Raw genomic sequence first — 19,834 nt, 5'->3', positions numbered from 1 at the left:
CCGGAGTCAACCATCACAAAGGTTAATAAAATAAGGCAAACATAATCACCTCTTAGCTTTCAGAGCTATATGGCAAGTGGTACCGCCAATTGTTCGATTTCCGACGAGTGGTATTGTGTTGGGTGGGGGCTGTGCTTGTTCTAGAGACTTTTCCCTGCAACGTTTTTAACCATTCATAGTGTTGGTAATGGATATGCTGAAGCCCGACTTTATAGTCAATTTGCTGCAGAACTTCGTTTAGCACTGATAGCGGGTAGCTATCTCCATACCCACCGGTGACACTGCTGTCGATATGACCTACGAGCGCTTTCACAACCAAAATGTTGAGATTTTGGTTACGTGCTTGAGTCACGAAGCTATGCCTAAGGCCATGGAATGTGAGCTGATCTTCAGCGAGTCCGCACTGAGCCAAATAACCTGCGCTATTTGAGCTGTTGCCCAGAAACCATTTGCTGGCGATATGGCTGTTGTAGCCAATGCCATAGGAGGGCAAGCCTGTGAACAGTTGTGTCTTTGGTGTGCTTCCCGGCTCAGCTCGACGCTGCTGGACAAACTCGAGAAATCCAGCGTTGAGCACGGCAACGTGCAGCGGAATGTCGCGAGAGCTTCCACTGTTTTTAAGCCGCTTTCCACCTTGATCGTTGATGCTGATGATCCAGATGTCTTGCTCTTGCCGCACATCTTCTACGCGAAGCTGGCACAGCTCGTTGAGCCGTGCGCCTTGGAAAAGGCCAAGGAGTGGTAGCCAAAACTTGTAGTCATCCAATCGCCAGCGTTCTGGTTGTGTGAGGGTATAGACGGGCCCCTGCAGCAATTTCTCGATCTGGCCGTGGCTGTAGGTGCGTCGACGGGCGTTAGGGGCTCCCTTGGTGTTGAAGGTGAGTCCGTTGCTCTGGTCTTCAGCGATCAACTCATGGTCGCGGGCATATCGAAGTATTCGTTGCAGCAACTCGAAGTATTGCTTCCCTGTTCTGGGATTGATCGGGGTGTAGTTGCCTTGGGTGATCACTTCATGAAGTGGTGTCTGCCGATATCCGACAAGTTTGTTTCGATTGCGTGGGTACAGCCGTATCGAGTCCCTGATCCGGATGAGCTCCGCCCGCGTCAGTGTCGACACGACCCGATCTGCGCCTACGATCTCGAGCAGCACCTCGAGACGAGAGTGGTTGAGCTGGCGAGTTCTGGGGTGCGACCAAGTCTGCTCGCGATCTTGTTGGCTGCTGAAGGATTTGACCATTTCACCAAAGCGAAGCGCCCTGCTGGGCAACTCATTGCCGCTGTACACGGGGGGTGGGGCATCGAGCAGTTGTTGCAGTGCATTTTGCTGTGCTTTGGGCAGCAGGCTGGCCATCGCTGTGATGGCTGCTGAGATCTTCGGATCAATTGTTTCAGGGGGGCTTTCAGACGACTGAAGTAGTAACGCATCGAGCGGTTTATCGCCATGTTCTAGATCGAGATGGCGGCTGAGCAGCTCCTCAATTTGATGCACAGCTTTGGATGATAAATCGTGCGTGTGATGCTCGGCTTGCCCCAAGCAAGTAAGGATCTCCCCAAACTCGTGCATCAGGAATGAGATCGCCAATGTAACCACGATCACGGAGGTACACTTCAGGTTCAGCTTGTGAGTCACCCCGGTTATCCCCAGAGGACTGAAATCCATTTCGAGAATAAAGAAGCCTTCAGCGTCCTGACAGATGTGCAGGCAGTTGAGGTGCTTCGGGCGGTAGGGGGAATCTAGTGGCGGGTGCTTCAGTAGGTCTGAAACAGATTGCGGCAGGCTCGATGGTATCGTTTGCAAGCCCACTCCATGGCTTTCACGTATGTAGGTGAGGTAGTCATGCAGCGCGAGTACCACTACGCGGTGGCCATGCAACGGATAGAGCATTCCATTGCCCGACCACCGTTCCAGCGCAGCAAGCGCCTGATAGATGTAGGCAGCTCTCCAGCACGCTACTTCAAGCTCATCGGTGTCCAGTGGCCAATCGAGGCGATTGAAATGGATCAGGCAGCGTGTGAGTAACTCGGCGCTCGGTTTGATTTTCAGGCGGTATCTCCCGTCTCGCCCCATGGCAACTCCGTAACCATCCTTCATGGCTAGGTTCAGGTGTTGGTAGCCTTCGGAAAGATCGGAGGAGGTAAGGCGGTGGGGCGAAGGCAGGTCACCTAGCGGCAGAACGAGACCCTGAAGGTGTTGCACATGCTCTTTGCGGATGCTCTCAAGAGCTTGCAAAGCACGTTGGCCAGTCCAGCTATGCATGAGAGCGTTTGAGACTAAATTATCGAACGCCAGGTTGAGCTTGTAGGTGCAGAGCTTGGCTATGGCGAGATTGCTGCCGAGTGCCCAGCGGATCTGTTTGGGTGTACCGATTGCTCGCGGAAAGCTTTCCGGGAGGGTGCGGTAATACTGGAATGCCTTACCGGAACAGGCAAGGTGAGTTGGGCGGTCGTGCTTGGTTGGCTTGGACATAGTAGATATCTACCCAGAGGGTTGCAGTGGGACTGCGCGATATCTACTTTTGTCCTAACCGTCTGAAAGCCCCGTTTTAGAGGGCTTCCTGACATGGATTGGTGGAGCCGGGGGGATTTGAACCCCCGTCCGCCAGTTCTCCACTTTCGGTACTACATGCTTAGCCGTGTCTATTGAGTTAATCCGCAGCCGCCCGACGGGCAGGGTGCTTTGGACGAGTTGTGTAAGTTTTAGCCGCTTTGTCCACAACGTACTACGCGGCGATCCTGTTCTGCATGACAATCACTTCAGGTTTACAGGCATCCCCTAGTGATCGCTGGAGCCGAAGCTACCAGAAGGACTAGTCGCGCCGCTTACGCAGCGAGAGCGTAGCCCTCGTAGTTTTCGTCATTGGCAACTATAGAAAGTTGCAACAGTGGATTTACGACTTCTGTTACCAAGTCGGCATGCACCTAGAGCTTCGCTACCGGCGTCGAATCCTAATCGGCCCCGAAACTTGTGTCGCTGGTACTTGGACGCGAGTTTACGCCAAAGGTTCCACAGCGTCGACCCAGCAATTGCCTGGCGGACGTTTAGGGTGCTTGCCGGCTATGATTGCATCCTGCACATTCGCCTTGCCTTCAGGATGAGACCCTCGTATGCCGCGCGCGTCGCGTTACCCTTTGCGTCAGTGGATCTGGCGCGCTTTTGTGCAGAGTGCCCTGATACCGCTGATTCTGGTCGAGTCGGTGTTGATCACGGTTTACCTGTTGAGTAATGCCGCAATTCGCGATGCGCAAATTGAGCATTTGCAGCAGAGCGCACTGGATGACCTGACTGCTGCGGTGGTGCGTGAAGGTCAGGTGATCGATGGCCGTTTGCGCTCCGTTGAAGCGCAGGTACAAATTTTCCGTGATGCGGCACTCAATGCTCTGGATAACCGCACGTTTGAGCCTGATGCGCTGGAGCGTCAGCGGCATGCGCTGACGGACAGCGGGGTGTTCTACAGCCGCAGCGATGATGGCCGCGCGGCCTCGTTTTATGCCAACAGCACGCCGCTGGCCAAGCAGGACCACGCCAAAGCGTTACGCCTGTCGCAGCTCGATCCGTTGATGCGCTCAATCCAGGCTGCCAACCCGCGGGTGGCAGCGGCCTATTTCAATACCTGGGACAGCTACAACCGCATTTACCCCTTCTTTATGACGCCCGAGCAGTATCCCCATGACATGGTGATACCCGATTACAACTTCTATTACCTGGCTGACGCCAAGCACAACCCTGAGCGCAAGGTGGCCTGGACCGACGTTTACCTCGACCCGGCAGGCATGGGCTGGATGATGTCGGCCGTGGCGCCGGTGTACCGTGGTGATTTTCTCGAAGGGGTTGTGGGCCTGGATATCACCGTTGGGCAGATGCTCGCGGAAATCGGTGAGCTGGATGTGCCTTGGAACGGTTACGCCATGCTGGTCAGCCGCGATCACAACATCATGGCCTTGCCGCGCGCAGGCGAAGAGGATTTTGGCCTGCGCGAGCTGACCGAGTACTCCTATGCCGAGGCGGTGCGGCGTGAAGTGCTCAAGCCTGAAGACTTCAACTTGGCCAAACGCACCGAGATGCAGCCGTTGCTGAAGGCCATGGCGGCAGGCCAGGGCAATGTGCAGGAAGTTGAACTTGGTGGTCGCAAACAGTTGATTGCCTGGAGCGAGATTCCGCAAACGGGTTGGCAGCTGCTGTTGGTGGTCGATGAGGCCAATATTTTCAGTGAGACCAATCGCCTGGCGGAGCGTTACCTGCACATCGGTTACCTGCTGATTGTCGGTTTAGGGCTGTTCTATCTGCTGTTCTTCGCGTTGATGTGGGTGCGTTCACGGCGGCTCAGTGATCAGTTGGTGCAGCCGATGGATGGGGTGGTCGGGATGATGCGCGAGCTGGGGCAGGGCCATTACCAGCCCAGTGCGCCGTCCAGCCAGATTGATGAACTGATGAGTATGGCCACAGCGGTGCAGCAGACGGGTGAGCAACTGCAGGCCAGTGAAGTGCAGCGATTAGAAGCGCAGCGGATTCTTCAGTTGGTACTGGAAAGCACCACGGAAAGCCTCTGGGAAGTTGAAGCGCACAGCATGAGCATCACGCTGAGTGAGCGCTTCCTCAAGCGCTTCGGTCTCACGCAGCCGAGCATCACCTTCAGTGAGTTCAATCAGCGTGTGCACCCCAATGATCTGGAGCGTATTCGCCACCTGCGTCAACTGTTCGCCAGCAGTGGCGAGGACCGTTTTGAGGCCGAATACCGCTACGCCGATGCTCACGGCCATTACGTCTGGCTGCTGAGTCGCGGCAAGGTGCTGGAGCGTGACAGCGAGGGCCGAGCCCTGCGCGTGGCCGGCACCCATGTGGATATCACCCGCCTTAAACAGGTGCAGGAGGACCTGCGCCGCGCGAGCCTGGACGCTCAGGCCGCCAGCCAGGCCAAGAGTCGCTTTCTGTCGAGCATGAGCCATGAGTTGCGTACGCCGCTTAATGCGATTTATGGCTTTGGTCAGTTGATCGAGATGGAGGCGCAGGACAAACCCGAAGCCAAGCTGGAGAGCGATTACGCCCGTGAGATCGTCAATGCCAGTCGGCACCTGACCTCACTGGTGGATGACATTCTCGACCTGTCGAGCATCGAAAGCCGCCGTCAGCAACTCAAGCTGGAGTCTGTGGGGGTGGGCGCGCTGCTGCACAGTTGCGCTGAGCTGGTGCAGCCTGAAGTGCAGCAACGTCAGTTGCAGCTGCAGGTGCTGGCTGACGCCGACGCCGGCCTGTATGTGCAGGCGGATATGCGCCGGGTGCGCCAGGTAGTGCTTAACCTGCTGTCCAACGCGATCAAGTACAACAGCCCGCAGGGCCTTATCCGCATGGGTTATGAGGTACGCTCCAGTTGCGTGCGGTTATGGGTTGAGGACAACGGCACAGGGCTGACAGCCGAGCAGCAAGCCAATCTGTTTCAGCCGTTCCAGCGTCTGGGGCGTGAGAACTCCAGCATTCCTGGTACCGGGATTGGCTTGGTGCTGTGCCGCGAGCTGGCCGCTTTGATGGCCGGTGAAATGGGCTTTAGTAGCAGTGCCGGTGTGGGCAGTCGCTTCTGGATTGACCTGCCCGGCGCTGCGGCTCCGGCGGCACAACCGGCTGCTGATGAGGAGTCTGTGTCAGAGCAGCCCAGGCAGCTGGCCGAGGTACTGTGCGTGGAAGATCACCCTGCCTGCCTCAAGGTGGTTCAGGAAGCCTTGCGTGAATTTGCCGAGGTGCGTGGCGCCGGCTCGGTGCAGCGGGCGCTGGCTGATCTGGAGCAATGCACGCCGACCCTGCTGTTGCTCGATCTGGATCTGCCCGATGGCGACGGTATGCAGGTGCTGGATGCCATGCGCCTTAACCCTCGGTTGCAGGCGGTGCCGGTGTTGGTGATCAGTGCGGCGGCGGATGAGGCAGTGTTTGCCGAAGCGCGTCGGCGCGGCGCCCAGGCCTGCCTGGCCAAACCGATTGACCTGGCGCAGGTGCGCCGCGTGGCGCTCAGCTTGTTAGGGCAGGCGCTTTAACCAGCGCCTGCTCTGCCGCTGTTCGGGTTATTCGCTGGCTTTGAGCAGTTGCAGCGCTTCGCCCAGCACTCTGACCGATTCGCTGTGGTTACCGGCTTTATGCAGGGCTTCGCCTTCGGCGCGTAGCTGCTGCACTTGCGCGAGTACCGTGGCGTCGCTCGGTGGGTCGGTTTTCAGCAGGCCATCGATCTTGGCCATATCCGCTGGGCAGTGCATGGCCCAGAGCGACGTGCTGAGGAGTGCGGTTGCAAGGAACGTGGCAAGACGGTGCATGACAAGGCTCCAGCGATTGGTAGGGCTTTCAGTATAGAAAGCCCTAGCTCGGCGACCGGGCCGTTGGTCACTCAAGGCCTGGCGTGGCTGACCCGATCCAGCAGATAGACCAGCCCGTGATAATCGATACCGCCATGCTGGCTCAGGCCGATTTCGCAGGTGCGGCTGGTGCTGATGCCTTCTTCGCAATATTGCACGGCGGACTTCAGGCTGCGCAGGGCGTGATCGTTCAGCTCGGGCGTAGTGAAGCCCTTGTCGCCGGCAAAGCCGCAGCAGTGAATGCCTTCGGGAATCACCACCTCTGAGGTGCAGCGCCTAACGATATCGATCAGGCCCTGGGCCTCGCCCAGATGCTGGGTGCTGCAGGTGACATGCACCGCCACGGGTTTGTTCTGCGGGGTGATCTGCAAACGGTCGAGCAAGTACTCGCGGATAAATTTCACCGGGTCGTGCAGCTTCAGTCGGGTGTCCAAGCCATCCTGCAGCAGCCGCAGGGTGCAAGGGCTGGTGTCGCAGTAGATCGGGTCGAGGCCGCCACGGCTGGCCTTGAGCAGGGCGTCGATCAGCTCCTGCTTCTTGCGCTCGGCTTGTTCGGCATAACCCTTGGAGGCAAAGGGCTGGCCACAGCAGAGGCTGTCCAGCTCCGCCGGGAACACCACCTGAAAACCGCCTTTTTCCAGCAGCGCGCGGGTTTTGTCGAGCAATGGCATTTGCTCGCTATCGCTGGCGGCCGGGCCCATGGCACGGGATACACAGGCGGCCAGGTAGACCACCCGTGGCCGCGTATCGTCATTGGCCGTTGGCAGTCGCAACCGCTGCAGCGGTTGCGGCATCGCTGGCGTCCACTGCGGTACGCGACCCTGGCTGGCCTTGCTAAGCGCCGCCGAGGTGCGGCTAAGCAGCGGTGCGCCCATCAGCATGCGTGCGCCGTTTGCCACATGCAGCATCAGCCGCGCGCCCTGCATGACACGGTGGAAGTTATTCGCCAACCAGTCGGCGCTGCGCGGGCTGTTGGCGTCGCGGGCGCGTAGCTGGCGCACCAGGTCGCCGGTGTTGATGCCCACCGGGCAACGCTGGGCACACAGGCCGGTGGCGGCGCAGGTGTCGACGCCCTGGTACTGATAGGCCGTCTCCAGCTCGCGGGTGTCGATGCCGGCGCGTTTCTTGGCCTGGATATCACGCCAGATCACGATGCGCTGGCGCGGGCTCAGGGTCAGCCCTTTCGACGGACAGACCGGCTCGCAGAAACCGCACTCGATGCACTTGTCGATGATGTCGTCGGCGGCCGGCAGCGGCTTGAGGTTTTTCAGGTGGATGTCACGATCTTCGGAGAGGATCACATCCGGATTAAGGATGCCCTTGGGGTCGAGCAGGCGCTTGATCTGCCACATAAGCTGGTAAGCGTCATTGCCCCACTCCAGCTCGACGAAGGGTGCCATATTGCGTCCGGTGCCGTGCTCGGCTTTCAACGATCCGCCGAACTCCACCGCCACCAGCTGCGCCACGTCGTCCATAAAGGCCGAGTAGCGAGCGATCTGCTCAGGCGTTTCGAAGGCCTGGGTAAACACGAAGTGCAGGTTGCCTTCCAGGGCGTGGCCGAAAATGATCGCCTCGTCGTAGCCGTGCTTATCGAACAGGGCGAGCAGGCGGTTGACGCCTTCGGCGAGTTGTTCGATGGGGAAGGTGACGTCCTCGATGATCACCGTGGTGCCGGTTTGGCGCACGGCACCGACGGCAGGGAAGGTGTCTTTGCGGATCTTCCACAGCAGGTTGTAAACGGCCGGGTCTTCGCTGAAATCCACCTGCTTTTCCAGGGGGAAGTCGGCGATGGACGCCATGATCAGTTGCAGCTGCTCGTGCAACAGGCTCTGGCTGGCAGCGCGCGATTCAATCAACAACGCGCAGGCGCTATCCGACAACCCCTTGACCCATTCCGGCATGCCGGGTTTGTCCTGCACCGAGCGCAGGCTGCGCCGGTCGAGCAGTTCCACGGCGGACACCGGCTGCTGTTTGAGCAGGGTGACGGCGCGGCAGCAGCTCTCCACATCGGGGAACACCAGTAGGGCGCTGGCCTTGTGCGGATGATCCGGCACGGTGTTGTAGGTCACCGCGCTGATAAAACCCAGGGTGCCCTCGGAGCCGACCAGCAGGTGGCTGAGGATATCCAGCGGCTGGTCGAAATCCACCAGGGCGTTAAGCGACAGGCCGGTGGTGTTTTTCAGGCGGTACTTGTGGCGAATTTTTGCGGCCAGCGCGCTGTTGGCGCGGGTCTGTTTGCCCAGCTCGTTCAGTTGCGCCAGCAGGTCCGCATGAGTGGAAAAGAAGCGCGTCACGCTAAGCGGGTCTTCGGTGTCCAGCACCGTGCCATCGGCCAGCACCAAACGGATGCCCGCCAGCGTGTGGTAGGTGTTGTGCGCGATGCCGCAGCACATGCCGCTGGCGTTGTTGGCGACGATGCCGCCGATTTTGCAGGCATTGATGGACGCCGGGTCTGGACCGATCTTGCGCTGGAAGGGCGCGAGTACGGCATTCGCTTGAGCACCGATCACCCCCGGTTGCAGGCGGATCTGGCTGCCTTGGCCGCGGACTTCGCGGCCGTTCCAGTTATCGCCCAGCACGATCAGCACCGAGTCGCTGATGGCCTGCCCAGAAAGGCTGGTGCCGGCGGCGCGGAAGGTCACCGGCACTTGATGGGTGCTGGCCAGTTTGAGCAGATCAACCACTTCCAGCTCCGCCTCGACACGCACCACCAGCTTGGGGATCAACCGGTAGAAGCTGGCGTCGGTGCCAAAGGCCAGGGTCGACAGCGGGTCGTCAAAACGGCGCTCAGCAGGGATCAGGCGTTCGACGGCGGTGAGAAATGCGCTGGGCAGGCTCATGCAGGCTCCGAAGTTAGAGGCAGCGTCAGGACGCGGCGTGGTGCAGTTCGCGCACCAATGAGTCGGCATTGATCTCGCTGATCGATTTGGCCCCGGTCAGCACCATGGCCACGCGCATTTCCTTCTCGATCAGATCCAGCAGGTTGCTCACGCCTGCGCCACCGTCGGCGGCCAGGGCGTAGATAAAGGCGCGGCCGAGCATCACCGTGTCGGCACCGAGGGCGATCATGCGCACCACGTCCAGGCCGGTACGGATGCCGGAGTCGGCAAGAATGGCCAGATCGCCCTTCACGGCATCGGCAATTGCCGGCATCGCGCGGGCGCTGGACATCACACCATCGAGTTGGCGGCCGCCGTGGTTGGACACGACGATGCCGTCGGCGCCGAAGCTCACGGCGTCCTTGGCGTCCTGCGGGTCGAGGATGCCTTTGATCACCATCGGGCCGTCCCAGAATTCACGAATCCATTCCAGGTCCTTCCAGCAAATCGACGGGTCGAAGTTGTTGCCCAGCCAGCCGATGTAATCGGCCAGGCCCGTGGGGTTGCCACGGTAGGCGGAGATATTGCCCAGGTCGTGGGGCTTGCCGAGCAGGCCGACATCCCAGGCCCAGCGTGGGTGGGTCATGGCTTGCAACATGCGCCGCAGCGGCGCGTTCGGCCCGCTCATGCCGGAATGGGCATCGCGGTAGCGTGCGCCGGGTACCGGCATATCCACGGTAAATACCAGGGTGGTGACGCCAGCAGCCTTGGCGCGTTCCAGGGCGTTTTTCATAAAGCCGCGGTCTTTCAGCACATACAGCTGAAACCACATCGGCCGGTCGATGGCCGGCGCGACTTCTTCAATTGGGCACACCGAAACGGTGGACAGGGTAAAGGGGATGCCCTTGGCGGCGGCGGCCTTGGCAGCCTGCACTTCACCACGGCGGGCGTACATGCCAGTTAGGCCGACTGGGGCCAGGGCCACCGGCATGCTCAGGGTCTCACCCAACAGGCGGGTTTCCAGGCTCAGTTCCGACATATTGCGCAGCACGCGCTGGCGCAGGGCAATGTCCGCCAGGTCGGCGACGTTGCGCTTGAGTGTGTGCTCGGCATAGGCACCGCCGTCGATGTAGTGGAACAGAAACGGCGGCAGCCGGCGTTGGGCGGCGGCGCGGTAGTCGGTGGAGGCAGAAATGATCATGGAGTCACCCAAGCAGGAAAAAGGGTTTGCAGCAAAACGCCAATGCGCGCCGTTCGGGCGGCGCGCAGTGTGGCGTGTATCAGCTCGCCATCAGCGGGTCGCTGACGCCCAGCACATACACGGCGAACAGCGCGATCAGGCCGGTAAACAGCACGTAGTACAGGGTAGGCCAGATGGTTTTGCGCAGGATGCTGCCCTCGCGGCCCAGCAAGCCAACCGTGGCCGAAGCCGCGACGACGTTGTGGATCGCCACCATATTGCCGGCAGCGGCGCCGATCGCTTGCACCGCGACCACCAGTGCGCTGGAAATGCCCAGGCTGCTGGCCACGCCGAACTGGAACTGGCTGAACATCATATTGCTGACGGTGTTGGAACCGGCAATAAAGGCGCCCAGGGCACCCACGCTCGGCGCCAGCAGCGGGTAGATACCGCCGACGCTATCGGCCACCCAGCGCGCCATGAGGATCGGCATGCTCGACAGCTCGGCGGCGTTAACCCCGGAGTTGATCAGGATGCGCACCATCGGCACGGTAAACAGCAGCACAAAGCCGGCACTGAGCAGCACGCTGGACGACTCTTTCACCGCACTGCCCAGCTCGCGCAGCTTCATGCGGTGGAAGAAGAAGGTGGCGATGACCACGGCCACCAGAATCCCGCCCGGCAGGTACAGCGGATCGAAGCTGGCACCGATACCGGTTTCGCCCAGCAGGTCGGGGAATTTCAACGCCACGCTCTTCAGCGCCGCGCCCACTTCAGGGAATACCCGGCTGATCACCAGCAGAACGCCGACCAGCACATAGGGCAGCCAGGCGCGCAGGGCACTCATCGGCTTAGCAGTCAGATCGTCGAGTTTCATCTCCACGGTGCCCAGCCACTCAGCTGGCCATTTGTCCGCCGGAGCGAAATCCCAAGTGGTTTTTGGCAGCAGAAATCCCATGCGCGCAGCGCTGGTGACAATCGCCAGGCCAATCAAACCGCCGCCCAGCGACGGAAATTCTGGGCCGAGGAATACCCCGGTCAGCACGTAAGGCACGGTAAAGGCCAGACCGGCAAAAATCGCAAACGGCAGCACTTCAAAACCGGCCTTCCAGCTTTTTTCGGCGCCGAAGAAACGGGTCAGCATTAGCACCATGATCAATGGCATCACGGTGCCGACAATGGCGTGGATGATCGCCACTTCGCTGGTGATCAGCTGCAGAAACTGCGCCCAGGACGAACCCTGTTCAACCAGCTGCGCGCCGATGGTGGCGGAGTCCAGACCGGTGTTGATACCGACGATGATCGGCGTGCCCACCGCGCCGAAGGACACTGGCGTGCTTTGCACCAGCATGCCGAGCATGACCGCAGCCATGGCCGGGAAGCCGATGGCCACCAGCAGTGGTGCGGCGATGGCCGCAGGCGTGCCGAAGCCAGACGCGCCTTCGATAAAGCAGCCGAACAGCCAGGCAATGATGATCGCCTGGATGCGCCGATCCGGGCTGATGGTGGCAAAACCGGCGCGGATCGCGGTGATACCGCCGGAGTGCTTGAGGGTGTTAAGCAGCAAAATCGCGCCGAAGATGATCCACAGCAAACCGAGGGTGATCAGTAGCCCCTGCACCGTAGAGGCCAGTACGCGGTTAAAGCTCATGTCCCAGGCAAACAACGCCACGCCAGCGGTAAGCAGGTAGACCAGAGGCATGGCGTGTTTGGCCGGCCAGCGCAGGCCGATCAGCAGCACAGCGGCGAGCAGGATGGGCGAGAACGCCAGTAGAGCAAGAAGACCTGTCGACATGGTGGTCTCCCCTTAACGCTGCGCGTTGCGCATGGGTGAATGCGGGTGCGCATCGTGATGCAGCGTTGCGGCGGGTATAAGCAATAGAGCCGGCATGGGGAGACCTCGTTGGATTCTTGGAATTGTTTTAGTTTGGTTAATTGGTAATACCAATTTACAAGACTGCGCGGTCAGGGTAAAAGTGCGGCCTCCAGCCTGTCAATTAGCTGCCTTACGACTTTGGTCGTAAGGTGGCGTCTTGCTTGGCTGTGATGGCGGCGATAGGCTTGCCGGCAGCGGGCCGCAAAGGCCCTTGGCAGGTGGTCAAACCAGTGGAGTGCGGGCTATGGAAGTGGGATCGGTACGGCAACGCCGTTTGTCGGACGATATCGTTAGCCAACTGGAAACCCTGATCCTCGAAGGCACGCTCAAGGCTGGCGAACGCTTGCCGGCAGAGCGCGTATTGGCCGAGCAGTTCGGTGTGTCGCGGCCGTCGTTGCGTGAAGCGATCCAGAAGTTGGCGGCCAAGGGCTTGTTGGTTAGCCGGCATGGCGGCGGCAACTATGTGGCGGAAACCCTCGGCTCAACTTTCAGTGATCCACTGTTGCACCTACTGGAAAGCAACCCCGAAGCGCAGCGCGACCTGCTTGAGTTTCGCCACACCCTGGAAGGCTCCTGCGCGTTTTACGCTGCCCAGCGCGCCACCGAACTGGATCGCCAGCGCCTGACTGACGCCTTCGCCGCGCTGCAGGATTGCTACAGCCGCAGTGGCAAAGTGACCCGCGCCGAAGAAGGCGCTGCCGATGCCAATTTTCACCTAGCGATTGCCGAGGCCAGCCATAACGCCGTGCTGCTGCACACCATTCGTGGGCTGTTCGACCTGCTCAAGCGCAACGTGGTGACCAACATCGGCGGCATGTATGCCCAGCGTGATGAAACCCGCGACATGCTGATTGAGCAGCACCGCGCCTTGTTCCAGGCCATTATCGAAGGCCGTGCCGAGGACGCCCGTGCGCTGTCCAACCGGCACATCGACTACGTGCAGGAAGTGCTCGCCGACGTGCAGCAACAGGCCCGCCGTGAAGAGCGGGCGCAGCGCCGAGGCATTACGCGCTAGCGTCGTCTGGGGAGGCGCACCGCGACTTCCAGGCCGCCGAGGGGGGAGTCGCCGAGGCTGATGCTGGCGCGGTGCAGTTCCACTACGCGCAACACGATGGACAGCCCAAGGCCAGCGCCCTGGCCAGCGCCAAGGCGATAGAAACGTTCGAAGAGTTTTTCCCGCTGCGCCTGCGCGACGCCGGGTCCGCTGTCCTGCACGCGCAGCACGATGGCATCTGCCTGAGCCTCTAGCTGAACCCGAATACGGCCACCGTCAGGGGTGTATTGCACGGCATTGCTGATCAGGTTTTGCAGCAGGGTGCCGAGGCTTGGGCCATCCGCCAGCAACTGATATTCCGCTGGCTCCAGGGCATCCAGGTCAAGTTCCTGATGACGCTCCAGCGCCAGTGGAATCAGCTCTGCCAGCTCGTTGCGCACAAACCCGAGCAGGTCCAGTTCGCGCATGGCCAGTTGCGCCACATTGGGTTCCAGGCGCGCCAGGGTCAGCAGTTGAGCCACCACCCGAGTGGCACGTTCGACACCGCTGCCGAGCTGGCGCAGTGCATCGTTACGGTCTTGCGGGTCAGGCGCGTCGAGGGCGTTCTGGGCGTGAATACGCAGCACCGCCAAGGGGGTGCGCAACTCGTGGGCCGCATCAGCGATAAAGCGTTTTTCCTGGTCCAGTAGGTGGTTGACCTGCATCAGCAAGCGGTTGAGCGAGGCGCCCATGGGCTCCAGCTCGTGTGGCAACGGGCCAAAAGTCAGCGGCGCGAGGTTGTCAGGGGCGCGCGCCTTGATCGATTCGGCCATGCGCTGCAGTGGGCGCAAGCCAAAGCCCACGGCTAGCCAGAGCAGCAAAGCCAGCAGCGGCAAACCGATCAGCAGCGGTTGCAGGGTGCGCCGGGCAATCTTGCCAGACAGTTCGCCGCGCACGTCTTCACGCTCACCCACCAGTACCCAGTGGTGATCGACGTTGTCGTGCAGCACAAACACTCGCCAGCGGTGCTCGCCCAAGGTCAGGGTGTGATAGCCGCTGAGGTATTTGGCCAGGCGATTGAGGCGTTCACTAATCGGCTGTGAGTCGGCCGGCAGGTTGAGGCCGAGCTGGGCGATCATCTCCATCAGCAGGCCTTTCGGGGCGCTGGCGGATTGGAACACCAGCTCGCCGTTGTCGTTAAGCATCTGGAAAGCCAGCTTGCTTTCGTAGCTGTGCCCGAGCAGGCCGTCGAGGTTACGCGGGCTGTTTTTCAGCAGCAGGGCTTCATCCAGCGCAGTCTGCAAGTCGCGGCGCGAGTCGGCCGATAGCTCATGGCGTACCAGGCCCATAAGTACCCGGGAGGTCTGCGCCAGCTGGGCGTCGAACAGCTCTTCCACTTCATGGCTGGCATCGCTGTAGATCTTGTGACTGATCAGCCCCAGGGCCACGCTGAGCAAGGACAACAGCAGCACCAGCAAACGCGCACGGATCGAGCGCAACACCTTCGGCATGTTATTTATCCACCAGGTAGCCGACGCCGCGCACGGTGCGGATCAGCTCAGGAAAGAATTTTTTGCGCAGGTGGTGCACGTGCACTTCCAGGGCGTTGCTCTCCAACTCTTCGTCCCAGCCGTAGAGAGCCTGCTGCAGCTTGTCGCGGGTCATCACCCGGCCCGGCTGGGCGAGCAATTCGTGCAGCAGGAGGAATTCCTTGCGCGGCAGATTGACCGCCTGGCCCTGATAGCTAACGGCCTGGCTGACCGGGTCAAGGCTGATGCCACGGTATTCCAGCGCCGGCTGCGGACGGTTGAAGCTGCGTCGCAGCAGGGCGCGCAGGCGGGCTTTGAGTTCAGCTACATCAAAGGGTTTGACCAGGTAATCGTCGGCGCCGGCATCCAGCCCGGCGATGCGATCACTGGTGGAGTCGCGCGCAGTCAGTACCAGCACGGGCACCGGGTTGGCGGCCGCGCGCAGGTGCTTGAGCACCTGCAAACCGTCCATGCGTGGCAGACCCAGGTCGAGGATCGCCAGTTCAAAACTCTCGCTGGTCAGGGCATGCAGCGCACTGCTGCCATCCTGTACCCAGTCGACGGTGTACCCCTCGGGTTTGAGGGCGGTGCGAATACCTTCGCCCAGGGCGTTGTCGTCTTCGACCAGCAGAATGCGCATGCAGTGATTCCCGGTGTGTTCTATCCAAACTCGCGTGGGCGAGATTACTCCAATTCGGCGTTGACCTTGGCCAGCAGCGCTTGAATTTCCGCTTTGCGCCCAGCGTCGGCAGACAGGCGATTAGGTCGGGCAGGCGCTTGTAAGGCTTTTTCCAGTGCCACTTTTGCCTCAGCGTAGCGTTTGGCGCGGGTCAGATAGTCCGCGTAAAAATAGTTGGGATCAATGCCGTCCGGGTTGATCGCCAAGGCCTGCTTGAGCATGGCTTCGGCCTTTTCGTCATCGCCAAAGCCTACCGGCCAGCCAGGCACCTGGTAGTACAGGCTGCCGAGGCTGGTGTAGGCCGAGCCGGACAGCGCCTTGGGGTCGAGCGCCAGGCTCTGCTCCAGGCTGGCCTTGGCTTCCTTGACCAGACCCAGCGCCCCCAGGCCGCCTTTGGCACCGGCGTAGGTGCTGAGGATGATGCCATTCCAGATCTGCAGTTCGGCGGCGTTCGGCTCGGCGGCTACGGCTTTTTGCGCCTGCTCGCTGAGGCTGGCGAAGGCTTTCTCGCGTTGTTCCTTGGGCAACTGATAATTGATCTCGGCCCAGCGGTCTTGCAGGCTTTGCAGCTGCGCCTGGCCCTGTTCGCTCAAGGCGAAACTGGGCAGGCTGATGAGGCAGAGCAGGGTGCAGGCGGCGGTGCGGAAAAGCGTCATGAGTATGTCCCCTTAAGGTTTGCTGCGCGCAAAGCGCTGGATGATGGGCAGTTGTTTACGCAGGGCCTGATCAACCAGGCGCGGCAGCAGGCTGTTGAGGCGCACGAAGAGTTTCTCCGGCCAGCCCAGGTAGCGCTCCTCTTCCTCACGGCGTATGGCTGCCAGCAATTGCAGAGCAACGTTGTGTGGGTCGTCCATGGCGACGTTCAGCTCGTCATTCATGGCCACCACCTGGGCGCCGTTCATGCCGGTTTGAGTGGCGCGTGGGGCGAAGTAGAGAACCTTGACCAGGGTGTCGGCCAACTCGCGGCGCAGCGCTTCTGAAAACCCGCGCAGGGCAAACTTGCTGGCGCAGTAGGCCGTGAAGCCGGGGTAACCGATGGAGCCGAACGTCGACCCCAGGTTGACCACCAGGGCTCGGCCCTGTTGCCGCAGCAGCGGCAGCAGGCGGTGAGTCAGCTGCAAGGTGGCGGTTACGTTGAGTTCGATCAGCTCGGCGATGGCGCTTTCATCATGCTGCTCCAGTAGGCCGAAGTGATTGACCCCCGCAGCATTGATCAGCGTGTTGATGCCGCCAAAGCGTTGCGCGGCGGCGACCACGGCTTCACGGCCGCTGCGTTCGCGGATGTCCGCAGTCACCAGCGTGACCTTGCCGGCATGGGCCTCGGCCAGCGCTTGCAGGGGTTCGGGCTGGCGGCCAACCAGCAGCAGGTGGGCACCTTCGCGCAGCAGTTCGGCGACCAGTGCCTGGCCAATCCCACCACTGGCCCCGGTGATCACGGCGCGGCATTCAGGAATATTCATCGCTAGTCCTCAGGCGCTCAGCGGCAAGCTGCGGAACATATCGCCGTAGAGGCGATAGACCACTTTGGCGGTGTGCACCACGGCAGCTTTGTCGTCGTCGTTGTCGAGCTGATTCATCAGTTTTTTGAAGAATTCGATGTGTTCCAGGTCCAGGCTGCCGTGGGAACTCAGGTAGCTGAAGGCCTTGTTCGGCAGTTGCAGCTTGTCCTGAATCACTCCGGCCACCTGGGTAGCCAAGGCAATGCTGGTACCTTCCAGCACATTGACCATTCCGAAGAAACTCACCGGGTTGTGCCGCGCGATGCGGTCGTAGACGTAGCTGACCATCAGTTCGGTCGGCAGCTTGGGCTTGCCGTGGCGCACTGCTTCTTTGTCTGCACCACACACGGCGATGTCGTTGAGCACCCATTCCTGGTGGCCCGTTTCTTCCTCGATGTATTCGCCGATAGCTTCGCGCAACCACTCCAGCCGTTCTGGCAAACGCGCGCCGCAGGCCATCAGCAAGGGCACGGTGTGTTTAACGTGGTGATAGGCCTCGGTGAGGAAGGCCACGTAGCTGTTCAGGCTGACGGTGCCAGCCATGGCCTGGGCAATGATCGGCGCACTGAGCAGGTAATTGCGTTCAGCGCTGGTGTGTTCAAGCAGGGATTCGTAGAAGCTCATCAGGCATCTCCATAGCAGGATTCGGTGGCCATCAACTGCTCGATGGCGCTTTGGTAGTGGTTAAGCAGGGCTGTACGCCGCAGGCGGCCATTGCTGGTGGCCAGCGCATTGGCACTGCTGAAAGGTTGTTCGGCGCGCAACCAGTGGTGCACGCGGGCGTAGTCGGGCAGGGTTTGGTTGGCCGTCGCCACGGCTTCGGCCAATTGGCTGTCAGGGGTATTCGGGAAGCGCGGCACCAGCACGGCAACGTTGCCGGGCAGTGCTTCGCCATGCAGCCAGGCCTGGGCGATTGGCAGTTGCTGGACCAACTCGGCCTCGACCCATTCCGGGTTGACGTTGCGGCCAAAGGCGGTGATGAACTGGTGTTTCTTGCGCCCGTGCAGTACTAGGAATGGTCCGTCGAAATGGCCCAGATCACCGGTGCCCAGCCACTCCTCGTCAGGGCATGGTTCGCCCAGGTAACCAAGCAGGCGTGGGCCTTGGACCATCACCTCGCCGTCTTTAGCCAGGCGTACCTGCAGGTGTGGCAACGGTAGGCCGACGGTGCCGATACGGCGGTTTTCCGGGGTGTTCAGGCACACCACTGAGGCGCACTCGGACAGGCCGTAGCCCTCGAAAACCGGCAGCCCCAGGGCGTCAGCACGTTGCAGCAATTGGCTGGCGACGCGGCCACCGCCGACGGCGATAAAACGCAGGCTGCTCGGCAGGGGTAGGCGATTTTCACCGGCGCTGACCAGCGCCAGCAGCAGTTGCGGCAGCAGGATCAGGCTATTGGGCTGCGCCTGAGCCAGGGCGCCGAGAAAGCGCGGCAGATCGAACTGGCTGGCACCGAGCAGACCGATCTGCGCCATCGGCATCAATTCAATCCGTGCGCCGGCCAGCAGAGGGGCATAGACCCCGGCAATGTTCTCCAGCAGGGTGGCCAGCGGCAGGACGCACAGGTGGCGTTCGACCGCGCAGCTGGCGCTGGCCTGCACCAGGCTCTGCGCCACCGCCAGTTGTGTGGCGATATCCAGGCATACCCCTTTGGGGTGCCCGGTGGTGCCGGAGGTGTAGGTGATTTTGCAGGTGCCGACCGGCAACGCGCTGACCTGCGACCGTGGGCGTTGCAGCACAGTGGTGGTAGCGGTTACTGCACGCGCAGCTGCGCTTGCGCTGAAACCCAGTGCGCTGAAAAGCGGGCTGCCCGGGCCGATCAGGCAGTCAATGCCCGCGCTGTCGAGGACATGCACCTGCTGGCCGCTGGAAAAGAAACCCGGCAGTGGCACGCAGACCAGCCCTGCATGCAAAGTGGCCAGGTCCCAGAGCACCCAGTCGATTCCGTTATCCAGCGCCAGGGCGACACGTCGGGCGCCGAGGTGCTGCAGGTATACGCTGCGCTGTACGATCTCGCTCAGCAGCTGGGCGTAGCTCAACTGTTGCTCACCTTCGCGCAAGGCAATCGCCTCGCCAAAGGCGGCCAGGCGGTTAAATAGGGATTCAGCGGCAGGCCACATCAGGCATGTCCTCCAGGGCATAAAAGGCTTGATGAGCCAGGCGTGGATAAGCGCCCAACTGCAGCAAACGCTGATGGCCGGCGTAGATGTCGCCAGCCATCACGTGCGGTTGGTTGTCGTAGTAGCTGCCCCAGTCCGCCAGCTCATCGCCCACGCAATCCGGATTGGCCGGGCCCAGCGGTACGGGCGTTAGGCCCAGGCGCTGAAAACTGTTGAGCAGGGCCAGGGTGCCGGTGAAGGTCACCCAGCGATAACCCAGCGCCACCAGCAGGTCGGTCAGGGCCACGATCAGTAAGCGCGCGGCGCCTGGGCTGCCCGCCGCCAGGTTGCCGACCTCGACCAGTTGCGCCCGCTGCGGTGCATGGGCCACCTGGCGTGCGGCAATAACGTGCTCCGCCGGTTGCTCAAGGTAGCGTTCCAGAAACAGCGGCCCACTGGCGGCACTGCGCAGGCCCACCGCACCGAGCAACTGACCGCTGCTGTCTTCCAGGCTGAGCAGGCAGGGCATGAAGTGACGGATGCGCGCCTGATGTTGAGCGGCAAAGCGCTCGCCAATAAACGCCTCAATTCCTGCTCGGCGCGGGCTGTCGGCGTTGGCCAGGAAAAGGCTGAGCGGCTGCTCGCGGCCGATCTGTGCAAGTGCAGTGTTGTGATACACCCAAGGCAGCTCCATAACCGGAACCTCATCTGAGAACTTGGGTGTGAGTGTCTGCCGCCAGTCTTAACGCTAAATTAAGTCACACAATATTCAGCCGTGAGACGGTCGCAGGCATTTCATTGCTTGCGTTGCAGCCACCACAGCTCATAGCCTGCAAAGTCTGACTTG

Annotated in this window: 14 protein-coding genes and 1 other RNA gene; 2 read left to right on the top strand and 13 right to left on the bottom strand. The window is 61.0% G+C overall.

The genetic code is table 11. From position 1 onward, the window contains the following. Positions 1–52 precede the first annotated feature (52 nt). Entirely contained in the window at positions 53–2,467 is a 2,415-nt protein-coding gene (locus HBN63_RS02350; protein ID WP_170048230.1) for a site-specific integrase, read from the bottom strand. A gap of 99 nt (positions 2,468–2,566) precedes the next feature. Continuing rightward, positions 2,567–2,958, bottom strand: a transfer-messenger RNA (tmRNA) gene (gene ssrA / locus HBN63_RS02345). Between the two features lie 147 nt (positions 2,959–3,105). Here ssrA and HBN63_RS02340 point away from each other — a divergent pair. After that, positions 3,106–6,021 (top strand): ATP-binding protein, encoded by a 2,916-nt coding sequence (locus HBN63_RS02340; RefSeq protein ID WP_170048229.1) that lies wholly within the window; start codon positions 3,106–3,108, stop codon positions 6,019–6,021. Positions 6,022–6,048: 27 nt separating this feature from the next. Here the strand turns inward: HBN63_RS02340 and HBN63_RS02335 are convergent, their stop codons facing one another. The 4 genes from HBN63_RS02335 to HBN63_RS02320 form a co-directional block, all read right to left on the bottom strand. Then, positions 6,049–6,294 (bottom strand): hypothetical protein, encoded by a 246-nt coding sequence (locus tag HBN63_RS02335; RefSeq protein ID WP_170048228.1) that lies wholly within the window; start codon positions 6,292–6,294, stop codon positions 6,049–6,051. A 71-nt stretch (positions 6,295–6,365) separates the two neighbouring features. Further along, complete coding sequence (locus HBN63_RS02330; RefSeq protein WP_170048227.1) at positions 6,366–9,173, bottom strand: FAD-binding and (Fe-S)-binding domain-containing protein; 2,808 nt, start codon at positions 9,171–9,173, stop codon at positions 6,366–6,368. Positions 9,174–9,198: 25 nt separating this feature from the next. Next, positions 9,199–10,353, bottom strand: coding sequence for an FMN-dependent L-lactate dehydrogenase LldD (lldD, locus tag HBN63_RS02325; RefSeq protein ID WP_170048226.1), 1,155 nt, complete (start codon positions 10,351–10,353; stop codon positions 9,199–9,201). A gap of 79 nt (positions 10,354–10,432) precedes the next feature. After that, complete coding sequence (locus tag HBN63_RS02320) at positions 10,433–12,127, bottom strand: L-lactate permease (protein WP_170048225.1); 1,695 nt, start codon at positions 12,125–12,127, stop codon at positions 10,433–10,435. 325 nt (positions 12,128–12,452) lie between these two features. Between HBN63_RS02320 and HBN63_RS02315 the strand changes: the two genes are divergently transcribed. Further along, on the top strand, positions 12,453–13,223 hold the full coding sequence (locus HBN63_RS02315) for an FCD domain-containing protein (RefSeq protein WP_160088790.1): 771 nt from the start codon (positions 12,453–12,455) through the stop codon (positions 13,221–13,223). On the opposite strand, the gene HBN63_RS02310 is transcribed toward HBN63_RS02315, so the two are convergent. The 7 genes from HBN63_RS02310 to HBN63_RS02280 are packed head-to-tail and all read right to left on the bottom strand — an operon-like array spanning position 13,220 to position 19,681. Then, the gene (locus tag HBN63_RS02310) at positions 13,220–14,692 is read right to left on the bottom strand and encodes an ATP-binding protein (RefSeq protein ID WP_170048224.1); all 1,473 of its coding nucleotides are present in this window, start codon (positions 14,690–14,692) and stop codon (positions 13,220–13,222) included. The two genes, HBN63_RS02315 and HBN63_RS02310, sit on opposite strands and share 4 nt — an antisense overlap. A 1-nt stretch (position 14,693) precedes the next feature. After that, positions 14,694–15,350 carry a response regulator transcription factor gene (locus HBN63_RS02305; RefSeq protein WP_090255290.1) on the bottom strand — a complete coding sequence of 219 codons (657 nt, stop codon included), beginning with the start codon at positions 15,348–15,350 and terminating at the stop codon, positions 14,694–14,696. Positions 15,351–15,394: 44 nt separating this feature from the next. Then, positions 15,395–16,045, bottom strand: a complete 651-nt coding sequence (locus tag HBN63_RS02300; RefSeq protein ID WP_170048223.1) for a hypothetical protein — start codon at positions 16,043–16,045, stop codon at positions 15,395–15,397. A 12-nt stretch (positions 16,046–16,057) separates the two neighbouring features. Beyond that, positions 16,058–16,849, bottom strand: a complete 792-nt coding sequence (locus tag HBN63_RS02295) for an SDR family oxidoreductase (protein WP_170048222.1) — start codon at positions 16,847–16,849, stop codon at positions 16,058–16,060. A gap of 9 nt (positions 16,850–16,858) precedes the next feature. Next, positions 16,859–17,512 (bottom strand): iron-containing redox enzyme family protein, encoded by a 654-nt coding sequence (locus HBN63_RS02290; protein WP_170048221.1) that lies wholly within the window; start codon positions 17,510–17,512, stop codon positions 16,859–16,861. Then, positions 17,512–19,008, bottom strand: coding sequence for an AMP-binding protein (locus tag HBN63_RS02285; RefSeq protein WP_170048220.1), 1,497 nt, complete (start codon positions 19,006–19,008; stop codon positions 17,512–17,514). The genes HBN63_RS02290 and HBN63_RS02285 overlap by 1 nt, the downstream gene beginning before the upstream one ends. Continuing rightward, on the bottom strand, positions 18,992–19,681 hold the full coding sequence (locus HBN63_RS02280; protein WP_170048219.1) for a thermostable hemolysin: 690 nt from the start codon (positions 19,679–19,681) through the stop codon (positions 18,992–18,994). The genes HBN63_RS02285 and HBN63_RS02280 overlap by 17 nt, the downstream gene beginning before the upstream one ends. Between the last annotated feature and the right edge of the window lie 153 nt (positions 19,682–19,834).

Source organism: Pseudomonas sp. WS 5011, from assembly GCF_012985775.1.
Taxonomy (GTDB): Bacteria; Pseudomonadota; Gammaproteobacteria; order Pseudomonadales; family Pseudomonadaceae; genus Aquipseudomonas; species Aquipseudomonas peli.
This window is presented reverse-complemented; position numbering and strand designations above follow the sequence as displayed.

What these genes read in the sequence shown, in the direction of transcription:
- HBN63_RS02350 (WP_170048230.1), bottom strand. Translation starts at nt 2,467, where the DNA reads ATGTCCAAGCCAACCAAGCACGACCGCCCAACTCACCTTGCCTGTTCC.
- HBN63_RS02340 (WP_170048229.1), top strand. Translation starts at nt 3,106, where the DNA reads ATGCCGCGCGCGTCGCGTTACCCTTTGCGTCAGTGGATCTGGCGCGCT.
- HBN63_RS02335 (WP_170048228.1), bottom strand. Translation starts at nt 6,294, where the DNA reads ATGCACCGTCTTGCCACGTTCCTTGCAACCGCACTCCTCAGCACGTCG.
- HBN63_RS02330 (WP_170048227.1), bottom strand. Translation starts at nt 9,173, where the DNA reads ATGAGCCTGCCCAGCGCATTTCTCACCGCCGTCGAACGCCTGATCCCT.
- lldD (WP_170048226.1), bottom strand. Translation starts at nt 10,353, where the DNA reads ATGATCATTTCTGCCTCCACCGACTACCGCGCCGCCGCCCAACGCCGG.
- HBN63_RS02320 (WP_170048225.1), bottom strand. Translation starts at nt 12,127, where the DNA reads ATGTCGACAGGTCTTCTTGCTCTACTGGCGTTCTCGCCCATCCTGCTC.
- HBN63_RS02315 (WP_160088790.1), top strand. Translation starts at nt 12,453, where the DNA reads ATGGAAGTGGGATCGGTACGGCAACGCCGTTTGTCGGACGATATCGTT.
- HBN63_RS02310 (WP_170048224.1), bottom strand. Translation starts at nt 14,692, where the DNA reads ATGCCGAAGGTGTTGCGCTCGATCCGTGCGCGTTTGCTGGTGCTGCTG.
- HBN63_RS02305 (WP_090255290.1), bottom strand. Translation starts at nt 15,350, where the DNA reads ATGCGCATTCTGCTGGTCGAAGACGACAACGCCCTGGGCGAAGGTATT.
- HBN63_RS02300 (WP_170048223.1), bottom strand. Translation starts at nt 16,045, where the DNA reads ATGACGCTTTTCCGCACCGCCGCCTGCACCCTGCTCTGCCTCATCAGC.
- HBN63_RS02295 (WP_170048222.1), bottom strand. Translation starts at nt 16,849, where the DNA reads ATGAATATTCCTGAATGCCGCGCCGTGATCACCGGGGCCAGTGGTGGG.
- HBN63_RS02290 (WP_170048221.1), bottom strand. Translation starts at nt 17,512, where the DNA reads ATGAGCTTCTACGAATCCCTGCTTGAACACACCAGCGCTGAACGCAAT.
- HBN63_RS02285 (WP_170048220.1), bottom strand. Translation starts at nt 19,008, where the DNA reads ATGTGGCCTGCCGCTGAATCCCTATTTAACCGCCTGGCCGCCTTTGGC.
- HBN63_RS02280 (WP_170048219.1), bottom strand. Translation starts at nt 19,681, where the DNA reads ATGGAGCTGCCTTGGGTGTATCACAACACTGCACTTGCACAGATCGGC.